22 protein-coding genes are annotated in these 16,919 nt (G+C 45.7%); 5 read left to right on the forward strand and 17 right to left on the reverse strand.

Translation table 11 applies throughout. The features are described 5' to 3' along the window. Positions 1 to 494: 494 nt before the first annotated feature. From AC1DLM_RS31730 to hrpB, 3 genes are read right to left on the reverse strand one after another with little or no spacing between them, the layout of a single operon-like run. On the reverse strand, positions 495 to 758 hold the full coding sequence (locus AC1DLM_RS31730) for a hypothetical protein (protein WP_436236824.1): 264 nt from the start codon (positions 756 to 758) through the stop codon (positions 495 to 497). Then, positions 751 to 1,470 (reverse strand): lipase family protein, encoded by a 720-nt coding sequence (locus tag AC1DLM_RS31735; protein WP_441992127.1) that lies wholly within the window; start codon positions 1,468 to 1,470, stop codon positions 751 to 753. The genes AC1DLM_RS31730 and AC1DLM_RS31735 overlap by 8 nt, the downstream gene beginning before the upstream one ends. Before the next feature lie 33 nt (positions 1,471 to 1,503). Beyond that, the gene (hrpB, locus tag AC1DLM_RS31740; RefSeq protein WP_477572202.1) at positions 1,504 to 3,990 is read right to left on the reverse strand and encodes an ATP-dependent helicase HrpB; all 2,487 of its coding nucleotides are present in this window, start codon (positions 3,988 to 3,990) and stop codon (positions 1,504 to 1,506) included. Positions 3,991 to 4,154: 164 nt separating this feature from the next. On the opposite strand from hrpB, the gene AC1DLM_RS31745 reads away from it, so the two are divergent. Beyond that, positions 4,155 to 4,409 (forward strand): YpbS family protein, encoded by a 255-nt coding sequence (locus AC1DLM_RS31745; protein WP_056621204.1) that lies wholly within the window; start codon positions 4,155 to 4,157, stop codon positions 4,407 to 4,409. 14 nt (positions 4,410 to 4,423) lie between these two features. Beyond that, the gene (locus tag AC1DLM_RS31750) at positions 4,424 to 4,588 is read left to right on the forward strand and encodes a hypothetical protein (RefSeq protein WP_171630646.1); all 165 of its coding nucleotides are present in this window, start codon (positions 4,424 to 4,426) and stop codon (positions 4,586 to 4,588) included. Between the two features lie 31 nt (positions 4,589 to 4,619). Here the strand turns inward: AC1DLM_RS31750 and AC1DLM_RS31755 are convergent, their stop codons facing one another. The 4 genes from AC1DLM_RS31755 to AC1DLM_RS31770 are packed head-to-tail and all read right to left on the reverse strand — an operon-like array spanning position 4,620 to position 6,053. Next, positions 4,620 to 4,745, reverse strand: a complete 126-nt coding sequence (locus AC1DLM_RS31755; RefSeq protein ID WP_477572203.1) for a hypothetical protein — start codon at positions 4,743 to 4,745, stop codon at positions 4,620 to 4,622. 48 nt (positions 4,746 to 4,793) lie between these two features. After that, the gene (locus tag AC1DLM_RS31760; protein WP_477572204.1) at positions 4,794 to 5,429 is read right to left on the reverse strand and encodes an NUDIX hydrolase; all 636 of its coding nucleotides are present in this window, start codon (positions 5,427 to 5,429) and stop codon (positions 4,794 to 4,796) included. A gap of 44 nt (positions 5,430 to 5,473) precedes the next feature. After that, positions 5,474 to 5,728, reverse strand: a complete 255-nt coding sequence (locus AC1DLM_RS31765; RefSeq protein ID WP_477572205.1) for a DUF2164 family protein — start codon at positions 5,726 to 5,728, stop codon at positions 5,474 to 5,476. Positions 5,729 to 5,744: 16 nt separating this feature from the next. Further along, a complete protein-coding gene (locus tag AC1DLM_RS31770) occupies positions 5,745 to 6,053 on the reverse strand; it encodes a Dabb family protein (RefSeq protein ID WP_477572206.1) in 309 nt (102 codons plus the stop codon). A 172-nt stretch (positions 6,054 to 6,225) separates the two neighbouring features. On the opposite strand from AC1DLM_RS31770, the gene AC1DLM_RS31775 reads away from it, so the two are divergent. From AC1DLM_RS31775 to AC1DLM_RS31785, 3 genes are all read left to right on the forward strand, one after another. Further along, positions 6,226 to 6,405, forward strand: coding sequence for a hypothetical protein (locus AC1DLM_RS31775; RefSeq protein WP_477572207.1), 180 nt, complete (start codon positions 6,226 to 6,228; stop codon positions 6,403 to 6,405). A gap of 162 nt (positions 6,406 to 6,567) precedes the next feature. Next, positions 6,568 to 7,554: a YpdA family putative bacillithiol disulfide reductase gene (locus AC1DLM_RS31780; protein WP_441992134.1), complete on the forward strand. Its 987-nt coding sequence runs from the start codon at positions 6,568 to 6,570 to the stop codon at positions 7,552 to 7,554. Between the two features lie 135 nt (positions 7,555 to 7,689). Beyond that, positions 7,690 to 7,995, forward strand: coding sequence for a hypothetical protein (locus AC1DLM_RS31785; protein ID WP_477572208.1), 306 nt, complete (start codon positions 7,690 to 7,692; stop codon positions 7,993 to 7,995). Between the two features lie 64 nt (positions 7,996 to 8,059). Here the strand turns inward: AC1DLM_RS31785 and AC1DLM_RS31790 are convergent, their stop codons facing one another. The 10 genes from AC1DLM_RS31790 to AC1DLM_RS31835 form a co-directional block, all read right to left on the reverse strand. Continuing rightward, the gene (locus AC1DLM_RS31790; protein ID WP_441992136.1) at positions 8,060 to 8,620 is read right to left on the reverse strand and encodes a DNA-3-methyladenine glycosylase I; all 561 of its coding nucleotides are present in this window, start codon (positions 8,618 to 8,620) and stop codon (positions 8,060 to 8,062) included. A 92-nt stretch (positions 8,621 to 8,712) separates the two neighbouring features. Continuing rightward, complete coding sequence (locus tag AC1DLM_RS31795; protein ID WP_477572209.1) at positions 8,713 to 9,504, reverse strand: TatD family hydrolase; 792 nt, start codon at positions 9,502 to 9,504, stop codon at positions 8,713 to 8,715. Continuing rightward, a complete protein-coding gene (locus AC1DLM_RS31800) occupies positions 9,488 to 10,270 on the reverse strand; it encodes an ABC transporter ATP-binding protein (RefSeq protein WP_477572210.1) in 783 nt (260 codons plus the stop codon). Before AC1DLM_RS31800 ends, AC1DLM_RS31795 begins: the two co-directional genes overlap by 17 nt. A gap of 13 nt (positions 10,271 to 10,283) precedes the next feature. Beyond that, positions 10,284 to 11,051, reverse strand: a complete 768-nt coding sequence (locus AC1DLM_RS31805; RefSeq protein ID WP_477572211.1) for an ABC transporter permease — start codon at positions 11,049 to 11,051, stop codon at positions 10,284 to 10,286. Beyond that, a complete protein-coding gene (locus tag AC1DLM_RS31810) occupies positions 11,051 to 11,341 on the reverse strand; it encodes a thiamine-binding protein (protein ID WP_441992140.1) in 291 nt (96 codons plus the stop codon). The genes AC1DLM_RS31805 and AC1DLM_RS31810 overlap by 1 nt, the downstream gene beginning before the upstream one ends. 31 nt (positions 11,342 to 11,372) lie before the next feature. Further along, on the reverse strand, positions 11,373 to 12,389 hold the full coding sequence (locus AC1DLM_RS31815; protein WP_477572212.1) for an ABC transporter substrate-binding protein: 1,017 nt from the start codon (positions 12,387 to 12,389) through the stop codon (positions 11,373 to 11,375). Positions 12,390 to 12,673: 284 nt separating this feature from the next. Next, on the reverse strand, positions 12,674 to 13,081 hold the full coding sequence (locus AC1DLM_RS31820) for a VOC family protein (protein ID WP_477572213.1): 408 nt from the start codon (positions 13,079 to 13,081) through the stop codon (positions 12,674 to 12,676). A gap of 14 nt (positions 13,082 to 13,095) precedes the next feature. Next, entirely contained in the window at positions 13,096 to 13,947 is an 852-nt protein-coding gene (locus AC1DLM_RS31825) for a patatin-like phospholipase family protein (RefSeq protein WP_477572214.1), read from the reverse strand. Positions 13,948 to 14,218: 271 nt separating this feature from the next. Beyond that, the gene (locus AC1DLM_RS31830; protein WP_477572215.1) at positions 14,219 to 15,784 is read right to left on the reverse strand and encodes a DUF3369 domain-containing protein; all 1,566 of its coding nucleotides are present in this window, start codon (positions 15,782 to 15,784) and stop codon (positions 14,219 to 14,221) included. Beyond that, positions 15,781 to 16,919: sensor histidine kinase (locus AC1DLM_RS31835; RefSeq protein ID WP_477572216.1), on the reverse strand; the 1,139-nt coding region annotated here is incomplete at its 5' end. The genes AC1DLM_RS31835 and AC1DLM_RS31830, both read right to left, overlap by 4 nt.

The raw sequence follows: 16,919 nt of genomic DNA on the forward strand, positions 1-16,919 counted from the left end.
GTTACTTAGCTGTTTGGAGAAACGTAATATACTTAGCCGAGGTYCATCACATCGCTRYTCYGCAAAGTRGGAAATGACAATTTTCAATTAATGTCAGTTGTAAGATGTTACTTAGCTGTTTGGAGAAACGTAATATACTTAGCCGAGGTCCATCACATCGCTGCTCTGCAAAGTAGGAAATGACAATTTTCAATTAATGTCATTTGTAAGATGTTACTTAGCTGTTTAGAGAACCGTAATGCAATTTCACGAGATCCATCACATCACCGTTCCGCAAAATGGGAAATGACAAATTTCAAATAATGTCACTAGAAATGTGTCATTTCCCAGTTTCGAAAAAAGTTATATCCTCCCCTAACGCACATCTCATCATTGTTTCGGATAAGCTGGTTATCTCTTGACAGAACAGAACCATTATCCACGACAAAAACCCGCGCCATTAAGCGCGGGTTTACGTTTATTTGCATTTTCGAAAAGATAAGTGTTGAGTTGACTTACTTCGCCAACGTTTCCCGTGCTGCGTTCACGAGTAGATCGAAATGCTCATCTTCCTCTAGTAATTCCTCAACAGCCTCGATATCTTCTTCTTTACCGGATTCGCGCAAGAAGTGCAGGGCATAGCTCCAGTCGTTTTTACCTTTGGTGCTTTGAAGCGTGATTTCATACGGGTGTTCATGACCTTCGACTTTGAACTCTACATGCCCGAGGTAGCCATCTTCTTTGCTGTGTTCCATACTTGCTTTTAAAATTTCAATCATGTTCAACATCCTTTTCGAGTATTTGTAGCCATGCCCAGATTGCGTTCATGGTGGTTTGTAAGTTTGATGCATTTTCCCATATGTAGGGATTGTGATCTCTAAAATAATCAGCATGACTCCCGATGATCGGGAGCATGAGCTGGTGAATCGGCGCATGTTTCACACGGTTCCATCCGTAAATGCCTATTCTTGTTCGGCTCCACCCACCCCATGTTCCTAGTCGGGGAATGGGATCGCGGGATTGATTCCGTGGATTCGTCGCATGTACGTACAAAACTTTGTGTTTTAATAACGCAGGGATCGCACATCTGGGTGATCCAATTTGGATGACACCTAGGATTTCTTGCCCCTCAAGTGCGAGGTCTTCCGCCGCCATTATCGAGGCTATAGCACCAGCGCTATGTCCGATAAAGATTAGCTTTTGGCCGTTCCCCCTAGTCGCTTTCACAAACTCACGCAAGCTTTTACCGCCATAAACGGATTGTTTCCGATGTGCGTTATGCCACATATCACGTATGATTTCGGTCAACTGACTGTGCTTCGTTCGGTCCCAATCGCCATATGGAAAGTGAACATGAACTCGCACATGTCTACCTGCTTGTTCATATCGCGAAGCAAGTTTTATCGCAAAGTCATCCAAGAAGTTAGACGCGGTTGCAAATCCAGCTGAAACATATATAACGATGTCTGTGGGATCAGCGTGAATTGTCATGACTTGCTTCGTTCCTTTCTTGGCAAATTGGGTTTAGGTTCTAGGCTTTGCACGATTCGTCGGAATCGCCGCCATGGGATCATCAGGCCAGTAGTGCTTGGGGTAGCGGCCTTTGAGATCTTTTTTTACTTCGAAATAGGCTTCGCGCCAAAAGCTAGCCAAATCCTTCGTCACCTGCATCGGTCTTTGTGCTGGCGATAACAAGTGCAAAGTGACTGGGACCCTCCCTTTAGCGATACGCGGCGTGTCTGCCAATCCAAACATTTCTTGCAAACGTACAGATAGCGTCGGTGACTCCAAGTTGCTATAGTCAACGGGGATTCGTGACCCGCTCGGCACTTGAATATGTGTAGGCGCCCATTCGTCTAACGAACGTCGCTGCTCCCATGTTAGCATTTCTTCTAATAGGCTTGTCAAGTTAAGGCGGCTCAAAGCTCCTTTACTTTTCAGTCCATACAGATGAGGCCCCGCCCATTCCTCGAGGGTTGCCAACAAGGTTTCATCCCGAAGATCAGGCCAATTTTGGGTAAAACGATGTAAAAAGATGCTGCGTTCCTGAAGATGACGCGCATTTCGTGTCCAAGGCAGTACGTCTAAGGATTCCGAACGAATCCCTGCAAGCAATGCCTTTAAGACGAGATCCAAATTGGGTTCTTGAAGCGGTTTATCTTTGAGTGTTAGCGCGCCTAGCTGCCACAGTTCTCTTGCACGCACGGAACCTACTGCACTGTCCCATTCCACAACTTGTTCTTTGCGGATGTGGTTTTCAAAAGCTGTGAACAACTCTTCCTCTTGTAGAGGGGCTGCGAGATAGATGCGACTCTCCGTTCCGCTATCATCCAGCTCTGCTGCGACGATATACCGCTCGTTCGAGAGCAGCTGCAGCTCCGGCAACACGGCCCCGCGGCCGTTCGCGAGCGTAAACCGCCCCGCCGACCGTCGCTGCGCGACGCGGTCGGGGAAGGCGAAGGCGAGCAGCAGCCCGCTCGCCGCTGCAGGGCTCACGCTCGGCCGGATGCCGAGCGACTGCATCAAGACCTTGGCCTCCGCCGTTATGCGTCGGCAAAGGTCAAGGTCAACACCCTCGCGCGCGTCGCCACGCTGCGCGCGCCAGAGCTCTTCGATGCGGCTGCGCACATCCGCATCCCGACTCGCGGCGCGCATGAAATCGCGCTCGCTCAGCATGACCGCGAGCTCGCACGCCAGCGCGCCGAGCTCGAGCGGAATGGCTTGCAGCACCATGTGCGCAAGCCGAGGGTGCAGGCCTAGCGCCGGGACACGCTTACCGTGTGGCGTTAGGCCCCCGCTCTCGTGCAGCGCGCCTAACTGCACGAGCAGTTCCCGCGCCTGCTGATATGCAGCAGCAGGCGGTGGGTCTAGCCAGACCAGCGCAGCGGGGTCTGGCGCGCCCCAGGCTGCAAGCTCCAGCGCCAGCGGGGCGAGATCAGCTTCGCGGATCTCGGGCGTAGAGCTCGGCGGGAGCTGCCGATGCTCGGTCTCGGTCCACAGGCGGTAACACACGCCTGGACCGAGACGCCCTGCTCTGCCTCTGCGTTGATCGGCAGAGGCAATGGATACCGGCACCGTCGTCAGACGGGTCATGCCGGTGCGGGGCGAGAAACGCGGCACACGCATGAGGCCGCTGTCGATTACAACCGTGATCCCCTCGACCGTCAAGCTGGTCTCGGCGATGGAGGTGGCTAGCACGATTTTGCGATGGCCAGGCGTGCGGACGGCCGCCAGCGCTTGGTCCTGATCTTCTATGGAAAGATTCGCATATAGGGGAGCGATCTCCACTGTAGGACCTAAGCGCAAGGCTGCAAGTCCGTTGGCAACACGATGGATTTCCCCCGCACCTGGCAGGAATACGAGTATACTTCCAGCGTGCGCTTGTAACGCTTGCCCAATGCTTGCCACTACAGCAGGCTCTATTCTCCCTGCCACTTTTTGTTGCAGATAGTGCGTATCAACGGGATAGGTTCGACCTTCACTCTCAATAATCGGTGCATCATCTAAAAGTAAAGAAATCGCATTGGCTTCCAAAGTTGCGGACATCAGCAAAATTCTTAAGTCATCCCGAAGCAGGGTTTGGGATTGACGACACAAAGCGAGCCCAATATCTGCATGCAGGCTGCGCTCATGAAACTCATCAAAGATGACGATGCCAACCCCATCCAAGGCAGGATCCTGCTGCAGCATACGGGTTAGAACACCTTCTGTGATAACTTCAATGCGCGTTTTCGGTCCAACGCGTGTATCATTTTTCACCCGATAACCAATTGTCTGACCGATTTCCTCACCTAACAGTTTGGCCATGTAACGCGCTGCTGCACGGGCTGCCAGTCTTCTTGGCTCGAGCATAACAATCTTTTGGCCTTGCAGCCACGCTGCCTCCAATAATGCCAATGGAACCTGAGTTGTCTTCCCCGCACCAGGCTGCGCGACTACGATGGCACACGTTCGTTCTTGTAAGGTATGTACGAGTTGTGGAAGTATTGCGTTTATGGGTAACACGTTCATGAGGTTCACTCCGAGCTATCTATCTTATTTAATGCCATTAAATGTTAGTGCACCTGAATGAAAGATCACGATTTGTTCATCTGTTTTCTGTTTGGAAACCTGTTCCTTCGCTTTTCAATCGTGTATACTAGAAGACAATCTAGTCACTAAAGGAGAACTTTAACATGAATGTACATGAAGCGATTTCCAAACATTCGAATGCACAGCATTTGCATCTCGTTCGATTTGCTGAGCTTGATGCACAGCGAGAGCACGCCATTGACGCGGCTGTCGATCTGTGCAAACGCGGGCTGCCATTTAACGTTGATGCCATCAACGCGGTTACGGCCCAAATTATCGCCCATGCCCAAAAAGGTATTTCTCCACTCCGTTCCCTTGTTACTGAGGATATGGTTCGTGATTACGTAAACAAAGGGTAAGGAGATACATTTCCATGGGTGTACTAACTTTTATTTCAATGCTTGTCATGGGATCCGCCTTCAGTGCTGGATTCTTGCTCTTGTTTAAGCAAAAAATTGCATGGGGAATCACCTGCATTGGCCTCTCCATCGTGTGCTACATCGCGTATGTCTACGTTGCGAATGCCTATTTCGTCTAAAAGATGCTGCGCACTACGAGAACCGATCAGATTAACTGATCGGTTCTTTTCGTTCTTTTCGTTCTTTCGTTCTTTCGTTCTTTCGTTCTTTCGTTCTTTCGTTCTTTCGTTCTTTCGTTCTTTTGTTCTTTCGTTCGTACATATCTTCATGTTTCACTTCATGTCTTCCTTCATTTCTTCACTCACGCCATCATTCTTAACAACCTCACGCCCAACCACGCTCCCCAAGCTTCTCAAAAAGAAGCTCAAAATACGCCGTAGGATGAGGAACAATTTCCTTCAATGAAATCGACCATGCGACATCAGCGTACTCGCCGTCACTTCCCATTTTGAAACCATTCGCCGTAATTTCCGCGCGTTCACCGCTAACAAGTTGTTTAAAATCTGAGACAGTCACAGCAAATAGTCCCGTCACCTCATCTGGCTGGAGTTCATAGCTCCGCAAAGCTTGATCGCTGCGATAGAGGAATACATGACAGAACTCACGATCAATCAGCGTGTCCGAAATCAGATCCTCCTCTGCAAATACGCCACAGGAGATTAAGTCCTCGAAGACTACAGAGAGTCCTAATTCTTCCTCTAACTCCCTCGTTCCCTCTGCGACAGTTTCACCAGCAGCTAGATGCCCTGCACAGGAAATATCCAGTAAATCCGGGAAGAGATCTTTATCAGGATGCCTTAACTGAAGCAGAAGCTTCGGTACGTTCTCTTCCTTGCTGACAATCCAGCACTGAAAGGTCTGATGCCATAGCCCCTTGGCATGAACCTCGGAGCGAGGCGCCACGCCGAGCCAATTCCTTTTCGCATCAAACACATCAAAATGCTCTTCCGACTTCTTCATTCCATTTCCCACTCCAATCAGGCACTCACACGAGTTAATGGACATTATCTCCGAGTTAGCTTGGTTACTTTCATCGCATAAAGATCGTCCTCTAGGACTGCCATTCGGTCTCTGACACCTTTAAGTGCATCCTCGATCGCTAGATTATAAATTGGTGCAGTAAGCTGCTGAAGCATGTAGTCGATCAATTGCTCTGCTGCAATTTGACCTACCTTTACCCCAAGCTCGACATCTAAATGTTCCTGCAAATCACTAATTAGGGCGTCTTTTTCATCCTTGGGTAATTTCAAAACTTTCATCTAAACGTCCCTCCTCTTACTCGAAAATTTGAAAATCGATTTCTTGGAAGGAGCTTACTTCTTTCATCCAACGTTCAGCCACATACTGGGTATGTACAGGGTGATTATTATAAGCGTCATAAGTCGCTTGATTCGCAAAAACCATAGAGAAACCATAGTCGTAATCTGCTTTAATACTGACTTGGCGCAGCACTTCAAATTGCTCAACACCAGGTATAGTTGTTAGCTCCTCAGCGCTGATCTTTAGGAATTGCTCGGCATTTGAGTTATTTTTACCCCCATGCAGCTTGAAAACAACCATATGTTTAATGTTTGGCGTATTCATCCATATTTCTCTCCTTTTCCATACCATCTTCGCTTATTATAGCGGATTTTGCTGCAAGGAACTATATGGACTCTCACTCCTGCCTCTCCATGTTTAAAAAGGGAATAATATCCTTCTATTTAGAACACATTAACCAAGTACTATAAATCAGAAGAAAAGGAAGTGCTCTTATATGGTGGAAAATAATAAACATGAAGGCAACTACCMAGGTACTGCGAATATGAATGCGGAGAATCAAGATATGGCTTTCGTGAATGATACGTTAGAAAACGCGCCAAGCACATCTTCCATCAATCTTGCCAAAGACGATATTAGTGAAGCAAATGAAGAAGAGCAACTAAACCAAAAATAGTCGGCTTCTTACGTTAGAGCAGTCCTTCTAAGTCCTCTTCAGGATCTGGTGACTGCTCTATTTTCGTTAATTCGACTTATTTTCACGGGTAATCAAACTTGGCATCTCCCACCTCGTGCGCTACTATAGATGAAGAAGCATGCATTAGAGGAGGTAGCTACGTTGGAACAAGTCATTGTTATTGGTGCGGGTCCTTGCGGATTATCGGCAGCTGTTGCCTTAGGACGCGCTGGTCTGTCGCCATTACTCATAGAGAAAAGCTGTATCGTGAATGCTATTTATTTATATCCTACGTATTTGCAATTTTTCAGTACACCGGAATTGTTAGAAATTGGTGGTTACTCCTTTACGACTCCGCATGATAAACCTTACCGCCAAGAAGCGCTGGTTTACTATCGCGAAGTCGCCCGCCGTGAACAGCTGCGCATTCGATCTTATGAAGAAGCGGTTCAGATTGAGCAACTAGAAATTGGATTCAAGGTCCACACTTCTGATCAATTTGGCAATAAAGCTACTTATGATACGCTGAAAGTCGTTGTCGCTACCGGTTATTTTGATCATCCGAACATGCTGGGTATTCCTGGTGAAGAGCTTCCGAAAACAACGCATTACTACAAAGAAGCACATCCTTATGCCGGGGCGAAGGTCGCGATTATCGGAGGAAACAATTCAGCCGTGGATGCTGCGATGGATTTGCTCCGCGTTGGTGCTGATGTGACTGTCGTCTATCGTGGGAAAGATTTCTCGGCCAATATTAAACCGTGGGTCCGTCCCTTATTTGAAAGCATGGTGAATAAAGGACGCATCCGAATGTGGTTCGACGCTCAGGTAGAACAAATAGACGAACATACGGTTCATGTGCGAAAAGGAAGCGAACACGTCACTCTGGAGAATGACTTCGTACTAGCCTTAACCGGTTTTCGCCCGGATCGGTTCCTGCTTACGGATATTGGCGTTCAGTTTCATGAAGAAACGAACGCACCGTTGGTCAACCCAGAGACCATGGAAACGAACATTCCTGGCTTATATGTCGCAGGTGTGGTCGCTTCTTCCAAATATGATGCGAACGAAATCTTTATCGAAACAGGCCGTTTACACGGAATTTCCATTACCGAACATATTGTTAACAGTCAGAGCCATCAATCTTAGAGATTGGTGGCTTTTTCCATGTTAATTCTATGAAAATATTTCCTTTTTTTCAGAGATTCCTCTTCCATTACGAACGCTTGTTTGTTATAATGAAAACAAGAACAAATGTTCTAATTAGATGAGGAGGTTGTTAACATGATGAACCCAAGTCACAATTTTCGTTTTATCGAGAGAGATTATTGGTATCAGAAGGCATTGTGTGACACTGACCATCTTTTGCCAGCACAGATCGATGACATGCTTGACGAAGCACACACTTACTATGCCGATTACACATTCAAGTTTTATGACGATGGATCGGTGACAATCATRGATAACGACACGAACAACCGTATTAAACCAAAGGAACTTACAGGTGCTGTTTATGATTTCTACATTCGCAAACGGATTTATATGATCAAAGCCAATTTAATAGAGAAACAACTCCAACATGCCAATTGAAGCACAATAAGGCCATCTGATTCGGACGATTCGTCCTTCAGATGGCCTTATGTTTTACTCAATGCTATTCCTTATGATAACAGAAGCAAGCTTGGCTGTGATCATTTACCATGCCCACTGCTTGCATGTAAGCATAACAAATCGTCGAACCGACGAATTTGAAACCACGCTTCTTTAAGTCTTTACTCATACGATCTGAGATGTCCGTTCGGGCAGGCAATTGGCGACTGTCTTCCCAGTTATTCTTAATGGGTTCGCCACCTACGAAGCTCCAAATGTACGAATCAAACGTGCCGAACTCTTGTTGAACCTTAAGAAAAGCCTTCGCATTCCCAACAACGGAAGCTATTTTCAAACGATTGCGTACGATGCCGGGATTTTGTAGTAAATCCTGCAGTTTCGCCTCATCATAATTCACAATCACGTGCGGATCAAAGCCATCGAAAGCTTCCCGATAGTTATCTCTCTTCTTCAAAATCGTATACCAGCTTAAACCAGCTTGAGCGCCTTCCAAGTTCAGCATCTCAAACAAGACGCGATCATCATGCACGGGAACTCCCCATTCATGATCATGGTAATCTTGATATAAAGGGTCTTCGTTAACCCAACCGCATCGGTTTGTCATGTTATTCTTTCACCTCACCCAAATATCGAACATGTGTTCTCTTTCATTATAGAGCGAATGCGAACACTTGTCCAGTTGGATTATTTCAGGTCTTAAGACAACCGATAGAACCGGTAAGTGTTTTGGAGTAAAATAACTGTCGTCTCTTGCACGGATTTCCCTTTCAACTCAGCGATTTGTTCAATGACTGCGTGAATCATACGAGGATGTGTCACTTCACCTGCAAACGGCCCTTCAAATGGCCAAGGTCCATCTGTCTCCACCATCATAAGTTCCAAAGGATAACTTCGAACAAGAGTTCTTATTTCTTCTTCGTAGAGAACATCAGGGGTGATAGATATATAATAACCAGCCCCTATCATACGCTCTACGGTTTCGTCAGATCCTTTAAACCAATGAAAATGTGCCCTCTTGAGCCMGTACTTCGCTAGTAGATCACATACAATCTCTGCATCCTCATACACCGCATGAAGTACAACAGGTTTATCCCACTGGGCAGCAAGCTGTAAGAAGCGCTCCAGTAGTTGAATATAAGGTGCAACGTCAAACGGCTTGCCAGCCTCTTCTACCTCGTGTCGCATGTAATAAGGAAGCCCAATTTCACCTACTGCGATCATATCGCTTACATGCTCACTCATCCAATCGATTAATGCCTCCAACTGCGTTTCCGTGGGCAGTTCCTGCTCTGGATGAAACCCGTAAGCCGCAAAGATGCGATCTGGAGCAAGTGACTTCAATTGTTTGGTAGCTTTACAAGAATCCAGATGTCTGGATACCGCGATCAAGGCCTGCACCTGTGAAGCATCCAGCTCTGCAATAATCGTCTTCGCTAACTCTTCGTCATACATATCGAGATKGATATGCGCATCAATGGCTGACATCATTTGTTTTCTCCTGTCGCAACAGCCCTTGAATATGCTGTCTTAGTGCTATAAACGCTGGTTCCTGCATGATCGCTTCCTGACGTGGTCTTGCAAATGGCACCTTCAGTTCTTCCAAGATACTTGCAGGCTTATTGGAAAGCACGTAGATACGATCAGACAGAAAGAGCGCTTCCTCGATACTATGGGTGACGAATAAAATGGAGCGTTTATTTTGCTCCCAAATGTTAATGAGCCACGCTTGCATATCCAGCCGCGTTAACGCATCTAAGGAGCCGAAAGGCTCATCTAAGCACATAAGCTCCTGCGGGCTTAACAAGGCTCGCAGGAAAGAAACACGCTGCTGCATACCGCCTGACAGCACATGTGGAAGTTCCCGTTCATAGCCGCCTAAACCAACTTTGGGCAGCCATTCTCTGGCTTTGGCGATCGACGAATTACGCGACTCCCCTGCCACTTCCTGACCGAGTGCTACATTTTCCTCAATGGAGCGCCATGGAAACAACGCCGGTTGCTGTGGCATGTAAGAAATAAGACCTTTTTTACCCGTCACCTTCTCGCCATCTAGCCAAACTTCGCCTGACGTCGGCTGCACGAGCCCACCAATGATATGGAATAAGGTACTTTTACCGCTGCCAGAGGGTCCAATGATGGAAACAAATTCACCTTGCTCAACATGAAGATGAATATCGGCAAGCACGGAAACGTGCCCCTTTTTATTTGGAAACACATGGTGAATCCCAGAAAGCTTTAATTTGCTMATAGTCACAGCTCCTCCTCTCTTACGAAGAACGTTTGACGTTCCAACGAATGATGAGCTTCTCAAGCCCTGCGATCAGCCAGAAAAAGAGTAAACTTAGAATCACGATGATCCCAATTGCCACAAACTCCCGATCCGCACGGAAGGCTGATTTTTGTAAGATCATATAATAGCCAAGCCCCACATTTCCGCCTAGCCATTCGGCAATAACAGCTCCCATTACACTGTAAGTCGCTGATATTTTGAGACCCGTGAAGAGAAACGTCAGTGCATGAGGCAGCTCTAATTTATAGAAAATTTGGCGTTTTGATGCACCAATCATTTGCATGTAGTTATACATGCTGCGATCTGTCTGCATAAAGCCATCTAGCGTTGACATCGTTACAGGGAAGAAACAGACAAGTGAAATCAATATAAGTTTAGGTAAAAGGCCAAAACCAAATAAAATAATTAACAGCGGCCCCAGTGCGATGACAGGGATATTTTGAGATAAAATGATCAGCGGATAGAAACCTGCCTTAACGAAAGGAAGCCTATGCAGCATGCTGGCAACTAGAACACCACCAATAGCTCCCACACTAAAACCAATGGACATCAAACGAACGGTAGCCCACATATGCATCCACACGCGCGGCATATCTGTGGTACCATCTCGCCATATCTTGAGCGGGCTCGGAAGCAGCCAGTCAGCGGCTCCTCCCCACGTGACAGCAAGCTGCCAAATAAACAACAGAAGGATGACTACCACAAGTGGCGGCCATCCTGCTTTGATCCAGCGATGGATGTTCATTATCTGTACTTCTCCGTTAACTTGTCCATCGAGGCTCCCGACGGATTGAAGTAAATTTTCACCTGAGAAATGACATTCGGGCTACCCATGTCAATCATCGCCGTATTCATATCTTGAATAATGAGAAGGAGTTGATCCAACTCGCCCTCCATCGTCGTTTCAAGGGGGGAAACAAAATATTTGACGCCAGAATTTGCAATCACTTCAATTGCACGGTCTACATAAGGAATGACGTCTTCGCCATTTACCGTTTTCGGTATAATTTGAATACTAACAAGTGCATTAGCCATGATTGGAATTCTCCTCTTTTCGGACTCGGAATTATTTCGTGCTTCCAGGTAAAAATGTATTCGTAAAGGCTGCATCCACATCCAGCTTTTTCTCTAAAAGCTTGTGATCCAGCATCMACGTGGCATAGTTTTCCCACACGGATTTCTTTTGCTCACCCCAACGCACAGCATCATCCTGATAGCGTGGGCTTAACCATTTTTGACTAGCGACAACCAGCTTAGGATCCAGATCCGGGACGGCTTTAATCAATATATTCGCCGCATCTTCCGGTTTGGAAATAGCGAATTGATACCCTTTGGACGCTGCAGCAACGAACGCTTTAACGATTTCTGGCTTCGTTGAGATCATCTTCTCATTTGTCGCCAATACCGGTGTATAATAATCCAGTTTATCCGAATATTTGTTCAAATAAATCATGTTCAGCGGCTCACCACGCAGTTCCGCATCTACGCCAGTCCAAGCATAGTAAATCCATGCGAAATCAATATCGCGTTTGACGGCTGTAAAATAATCCGCATCACCAATATTGACCATTTTCACTTTCGTCGCATCCGCTTTTTCCGATTGCATCAAGGATTCAATCATGGCACTTTCTGAAGGAGCACCCCAACCGCCATACGACTTATTCTCGAAATCCTTCGGTGTTTTGATATTCTTAGCGACCGGTGAAGCAAAGCCAGAAGTATTATGTTGAATAACTGCAGCAATCGAGACTAACGGCACACCTTGAATACGGCCTTGCGTAATGCTTTCTTGATAGCTCACTCCAAACTCTGCTGCTCCAGAAGCGATCATCGTATCCGCTCCACCTTCGCCAGGGGCAATGATTTGTACATTTAAGCCTTCTTGCTCAAAAAATCCTTGATCCTTCGCGACATACAGCCCCGTGTGATTCGTATTTGGCGTCCAGTCAAGGACAACTTTCACGTCGGTAAGCTTTTTGGCTCCCTCTGTCGGTTGAACTGACTTCGCTGAATCATTACCGCAGCCTGCCATTAACACAGTAAAGCTGACTAGCACAAGTGGTGCAATTTTGTTCCATTTCATACTTGGTTTCCCTCTCCTCTTATCTCTATATAACCATAAGAAAAAGCCCCCGTTATCCGGGAGCGCCATGTGTAGAAAATGATATGTCCAAACGAAACAATCGTTGGATGTGCATTTATATGAGATCTCTACGCTGGCATTACCCAGATCAGATAAACGGTTAGTGACAATGACGGTCACAATCTCAGCCTGACTTCTCAAGCCCCCGTGGTTTTCTTATTTGGTTAGTCTATAACATACCGCATGTTTCGACAAAATGCAAACAATTGCTATACAAGTGTAAACTATTTCTCAAGACTCAACTGCCAAGTTACGCCAAAGCGATCTCCTACCCAACCGAATCTTTCACTAAAAGGGTACTTATCTAAGCCCATATAGACTTTGCCGTCTTGCGACAGCGACTCAAATACACGATTAATTTCTTCGACCGTATCGCACGTAACAAACAAGGATATCGAAGGTGTAAAGGTAAAAGCATGCTTAACCGGACTGTCACTGCACATCATTTGTTGCCCATGAATAGAGAAAGTTGCTTTCACAACACTTCMTTCAGGTCCAGGTCCTTGAGGACCGTAGCGCTCAATATTGACGATCTCAGACTGATCAAATAGCGAGGTATAGAAATTCATTGCTTCCTCAGCCCGACCCTCAAACATCAAAAATGGCTTAACTTTCTGTTTCTCTTCGCTCACTACTTACAACCCCCCTAGTGTAGTAACCAATCTTTTAACTGCTGCCCAAGCTTCTTCGCATCTTCATAGCCAAGCTCATGTAATTTTTCCAGCTTACGCGGATCCTTCTCCATTCGTCCAACTTCCACCTTGGTTGAGGGACGAATGATGATAGCACTACCATCCGCTTCCATACGTTCAATTGTTTCTAAGGTGTTATTATAAATTTCACTGCGATTCACAAGCACATTTACTAGTCCATTATATTTCGGATAAAAGCTCTTCGCCAACCAACGCTGCTTGAACGGCCGTTTGCGGTAGCCTAGCTCCTTCGTTAATACAATGATGTGCTTTTTATTGCCGTCAGCTACCGATTTCTGTACAGGAATCGGATCGACCAATCCGCCATCAAATAAGGTTCTCCCTTCAAAATGGATCGGCGTAGCTACAAAAGGCAAAGAACTCGAAGCTTGTACGATGGGCATCGTTTGCAGCTGAAGCTGATGTTTCGTGAAATAAATCGGCTCCCCTGTATGCGCATCGGTTGTTCCTATTGCGAATTGCTGTGAAGAGGCATAGAACGTGTCATAGTCAAATGGCACAAGCCTGTTCGGCAGCTCATTAAAAATAAAATCCATGCCAAATATGCTTTTACTGCGCAATAAATTTCGATAGCTTAAATAACGGTGATCCGCAACATAGTCAATCGTTACCTTCTTATTCMGCCCAGGTTGTTTAGAAATATAAGAAACGGCATTGCATGCTCCTGCCGAAACACCCACTACATAGGGGAAATATAAATCCTGCTCCATAAAGTATTCCAAGACTCCCGCGGTGTATACCCCTCGCATACCTMCGCCTTCCAGTACGAGTCCAATTCCTTCCATGGTGACACCTTCTTTCTGTCTGTCTCAAGCCCCTTTCTAGCATACAGGAATTGTAAATTAAAAGAAACGGGCTTCTTTCTTCGAAAATGTGACGAAAACGAAGATTTCATCCTACTTTCTAAGACAAATTAGGGGAAATCCCAGTTCAACCGTATTTTTGCCGAAATTTAACGTGCACGTCAACTTTTCGAACCTCAAATACCGGTACACATTCATGAAATTGCCAAAAACCCCTGCTCCGAGGAACAAGGGTGAACAAGCATTTAGGTAATTAACGATTTTCTTTATACAATTCTTTGATGACTAAAAACTCGTGAAGGTTGCTTAGAAACAGATCAACAATGACAGGGTCAAAATGCTTACCACGTTCAGACTCCAATAAATCCAATACGCGATCTAATTCCCATGCTTTCTTATATACCCGATCGCTGCACAGCGCATCAAATACGTCTGCTAAGGCTGTTATCCGGCCATATAAGTGAATGTTTTCCCCACTTAGCCCTTGTGGATAACCTGTTCCGTCGAATCGTTCGTGATGCTGATGAGCAATAATCGCCGCGGCGTGCAGCACCTTTTTATTCGAATGCTTAAGCATTTCATAGCCTAAATTAGAATGAGTTTTCATAATTTCGAATTCTTCCGTCGTTAAGGAGCCTGGTTTATTAAGTATGGCATCTGGAATCCCAACTTTGCCTACATCATGCATCGGTGTTGCCAATCGAATCGTTTCAGCTTCCTGCTCGGATAAGCCGTACTTCAGAGCTAACAGTCGTGAATACTCGGCCACTCGCTTTACGTGATGACCGGTTTCCTGCGAACGCGTTTCCGTGATCTCGCCCATGGTATAAATGATTTCCTGTTGCGTACTCTCAAGCTCATTGTTCAAATAAATATTCTCAAAAGCAACCGAAACGTTCGCGCAATAAATATCCACGAGGTAATGCTCCCATTCACTCAGCGCGTTAAACCCGTTCATGTAAATCACGTTCTCCATCCCCATCTTACTCTGAAAATAGATGATGAAACGATCCGCAGCAAAACTGCTTTTACGCGTATGGAAAGCCAATTCAATTTCCTCAAGAACATCCACGGGAACCACATCCCGTGCTCTTGCATCTTGATTCGCCGCATAATCGCCGCTAGCCGCAAGAATGTAAATGTCCTCGATCCCTTTCGTCACCGCAAAACTACAATGTATCGCATTCTTATGTAAATTAACGATAGAGGTCATTTGGGTCAGTACACCTGACGCAAATTTCTTCATGGACTGTAATTCAAACAAAGTCGCGGAAGACTTAATAATTTCTTCCAGGCCAATTCTACTTTTCTCAATGGTTTTGATATCACGGARAGAACGCAGTGCCGTGACTACCGTAGTAAACAGTTTCTGCGAGGTTAACTCCGTCTTTTCTTTATAATCATTGATATCATAATCCATGATAACTGTTCGCTCAGGCGCTTGTCCTGGCTGGCCAGTTCGCAAAATAATACGTACAGCTTGGTTATTCAGTTCTTCGCGTATGTATTTAACAATTTGCAAACCTGCGTCTTCGTATTCCATAACGACATCTAATAATATAAGGGCCGTATCCGGCTGTTCTTTCAAAAGTTGTTTCGCTTCCAAAGCCGAATAGGCACTATGAAACGCTAGTTTTCTGCCGGCAAATTCAAGATCCTGTAACACCATTTTCGTTACTTGGTGTATTTGCTTCTCATCATCGACAATAAGTACGATCCACGGGTCTTGTTCCACAGTCCTTAGATTTGCTGCAATGCTATCTTCCTCAGCAGCAAAAAGAAGCTCATCCTGATCGACAGACTCCACTTCATTTGTCATATCTCAGCTTCCTCCTCTTTAGGGATTGTAATTGCAAATAAACTGCCCTGTCCTCGTACGCTTGAGCATTGAATCGTACCATTTAACGATTCCGTCACAAGGTTATACACGATATTCATCCCTAAGCCTGTCCCGCCTTGTCCGCGGCTGGTTGTAAAGAATGGATCAAAAATATGATCCAACACATCCTCTGACATCCCTTTCCCATCATCAGAGTAGGCCAGCATGACATGATCGGGATAGTCTAGTACTCGGATACTTAAGCATCCTTCATCATCAGTATCGTAAGCATGATGCAGGGAATTCATCACTAAATTCGTAATAATTTGAGATAACGCACCCGGGTACGTATACAATTGAAGTTGATCATCGCAGTAAACGTCGAGTTGTATATGTGTTTTCTTAAGAGCAGGCTTCAAACTTGCGATAATCCCCTCCACATATTCTTTAAATAGGAAGGTTCGCTTGATCTCTACACTTTGATCCACTGAAATTTGCTTGAAGCTTTTAACTAAAGAAGAAGCTCGTTCCAAGTTAGTTTGAACCATCACAATGCTCTCATGGGAAATAGATAGAAATTGCTCCAAATCGGATTTCTTCATTTTCCCTGCTTCATATAATGCTTGAAACTCTTTCAATTTCTGATCCAAGTAACTGATAGCCGTTACACCAATACCAATTGGGGTGTTAATTTCATGCGACACGCCTGCAACTAAATTACCTAGTGCCCCCATTTTCTCCGAATGAACAAGCTGATCTTGTGTAACTTGCAAGGTATTCAGAACATGCTGCAGCTCCTGATAGCGTTCATCCAAATTGCTGACCATATCATTGAAAGCATCAGAAACCTCGGCAATTTCTGGTGAAGCTTTGAAATGCAATTTTGGCAATTCTCCACCTTGTTTCACAATGACAGCCGCTTCACGCAACCGGCTTAAAGGCCGGATAACAATGACTCGCAGAATAAGCCATAATAAGATCGATAATATAATTGCGATGGTGAGTCCAACGAACAGAATCAGTTTCGTTCTTTGTTTGAGCAGCAATTCCTCTTCCGAGGAGTCGAAAATAACCTCAACGGCCMCGACAACTGAACCATCTTCTTGCAGTGGTGCCGTTAAACGAACGATAGGCC

The organism is Paenibacillus sp. 01T442 (assembly GCF_056398345.1).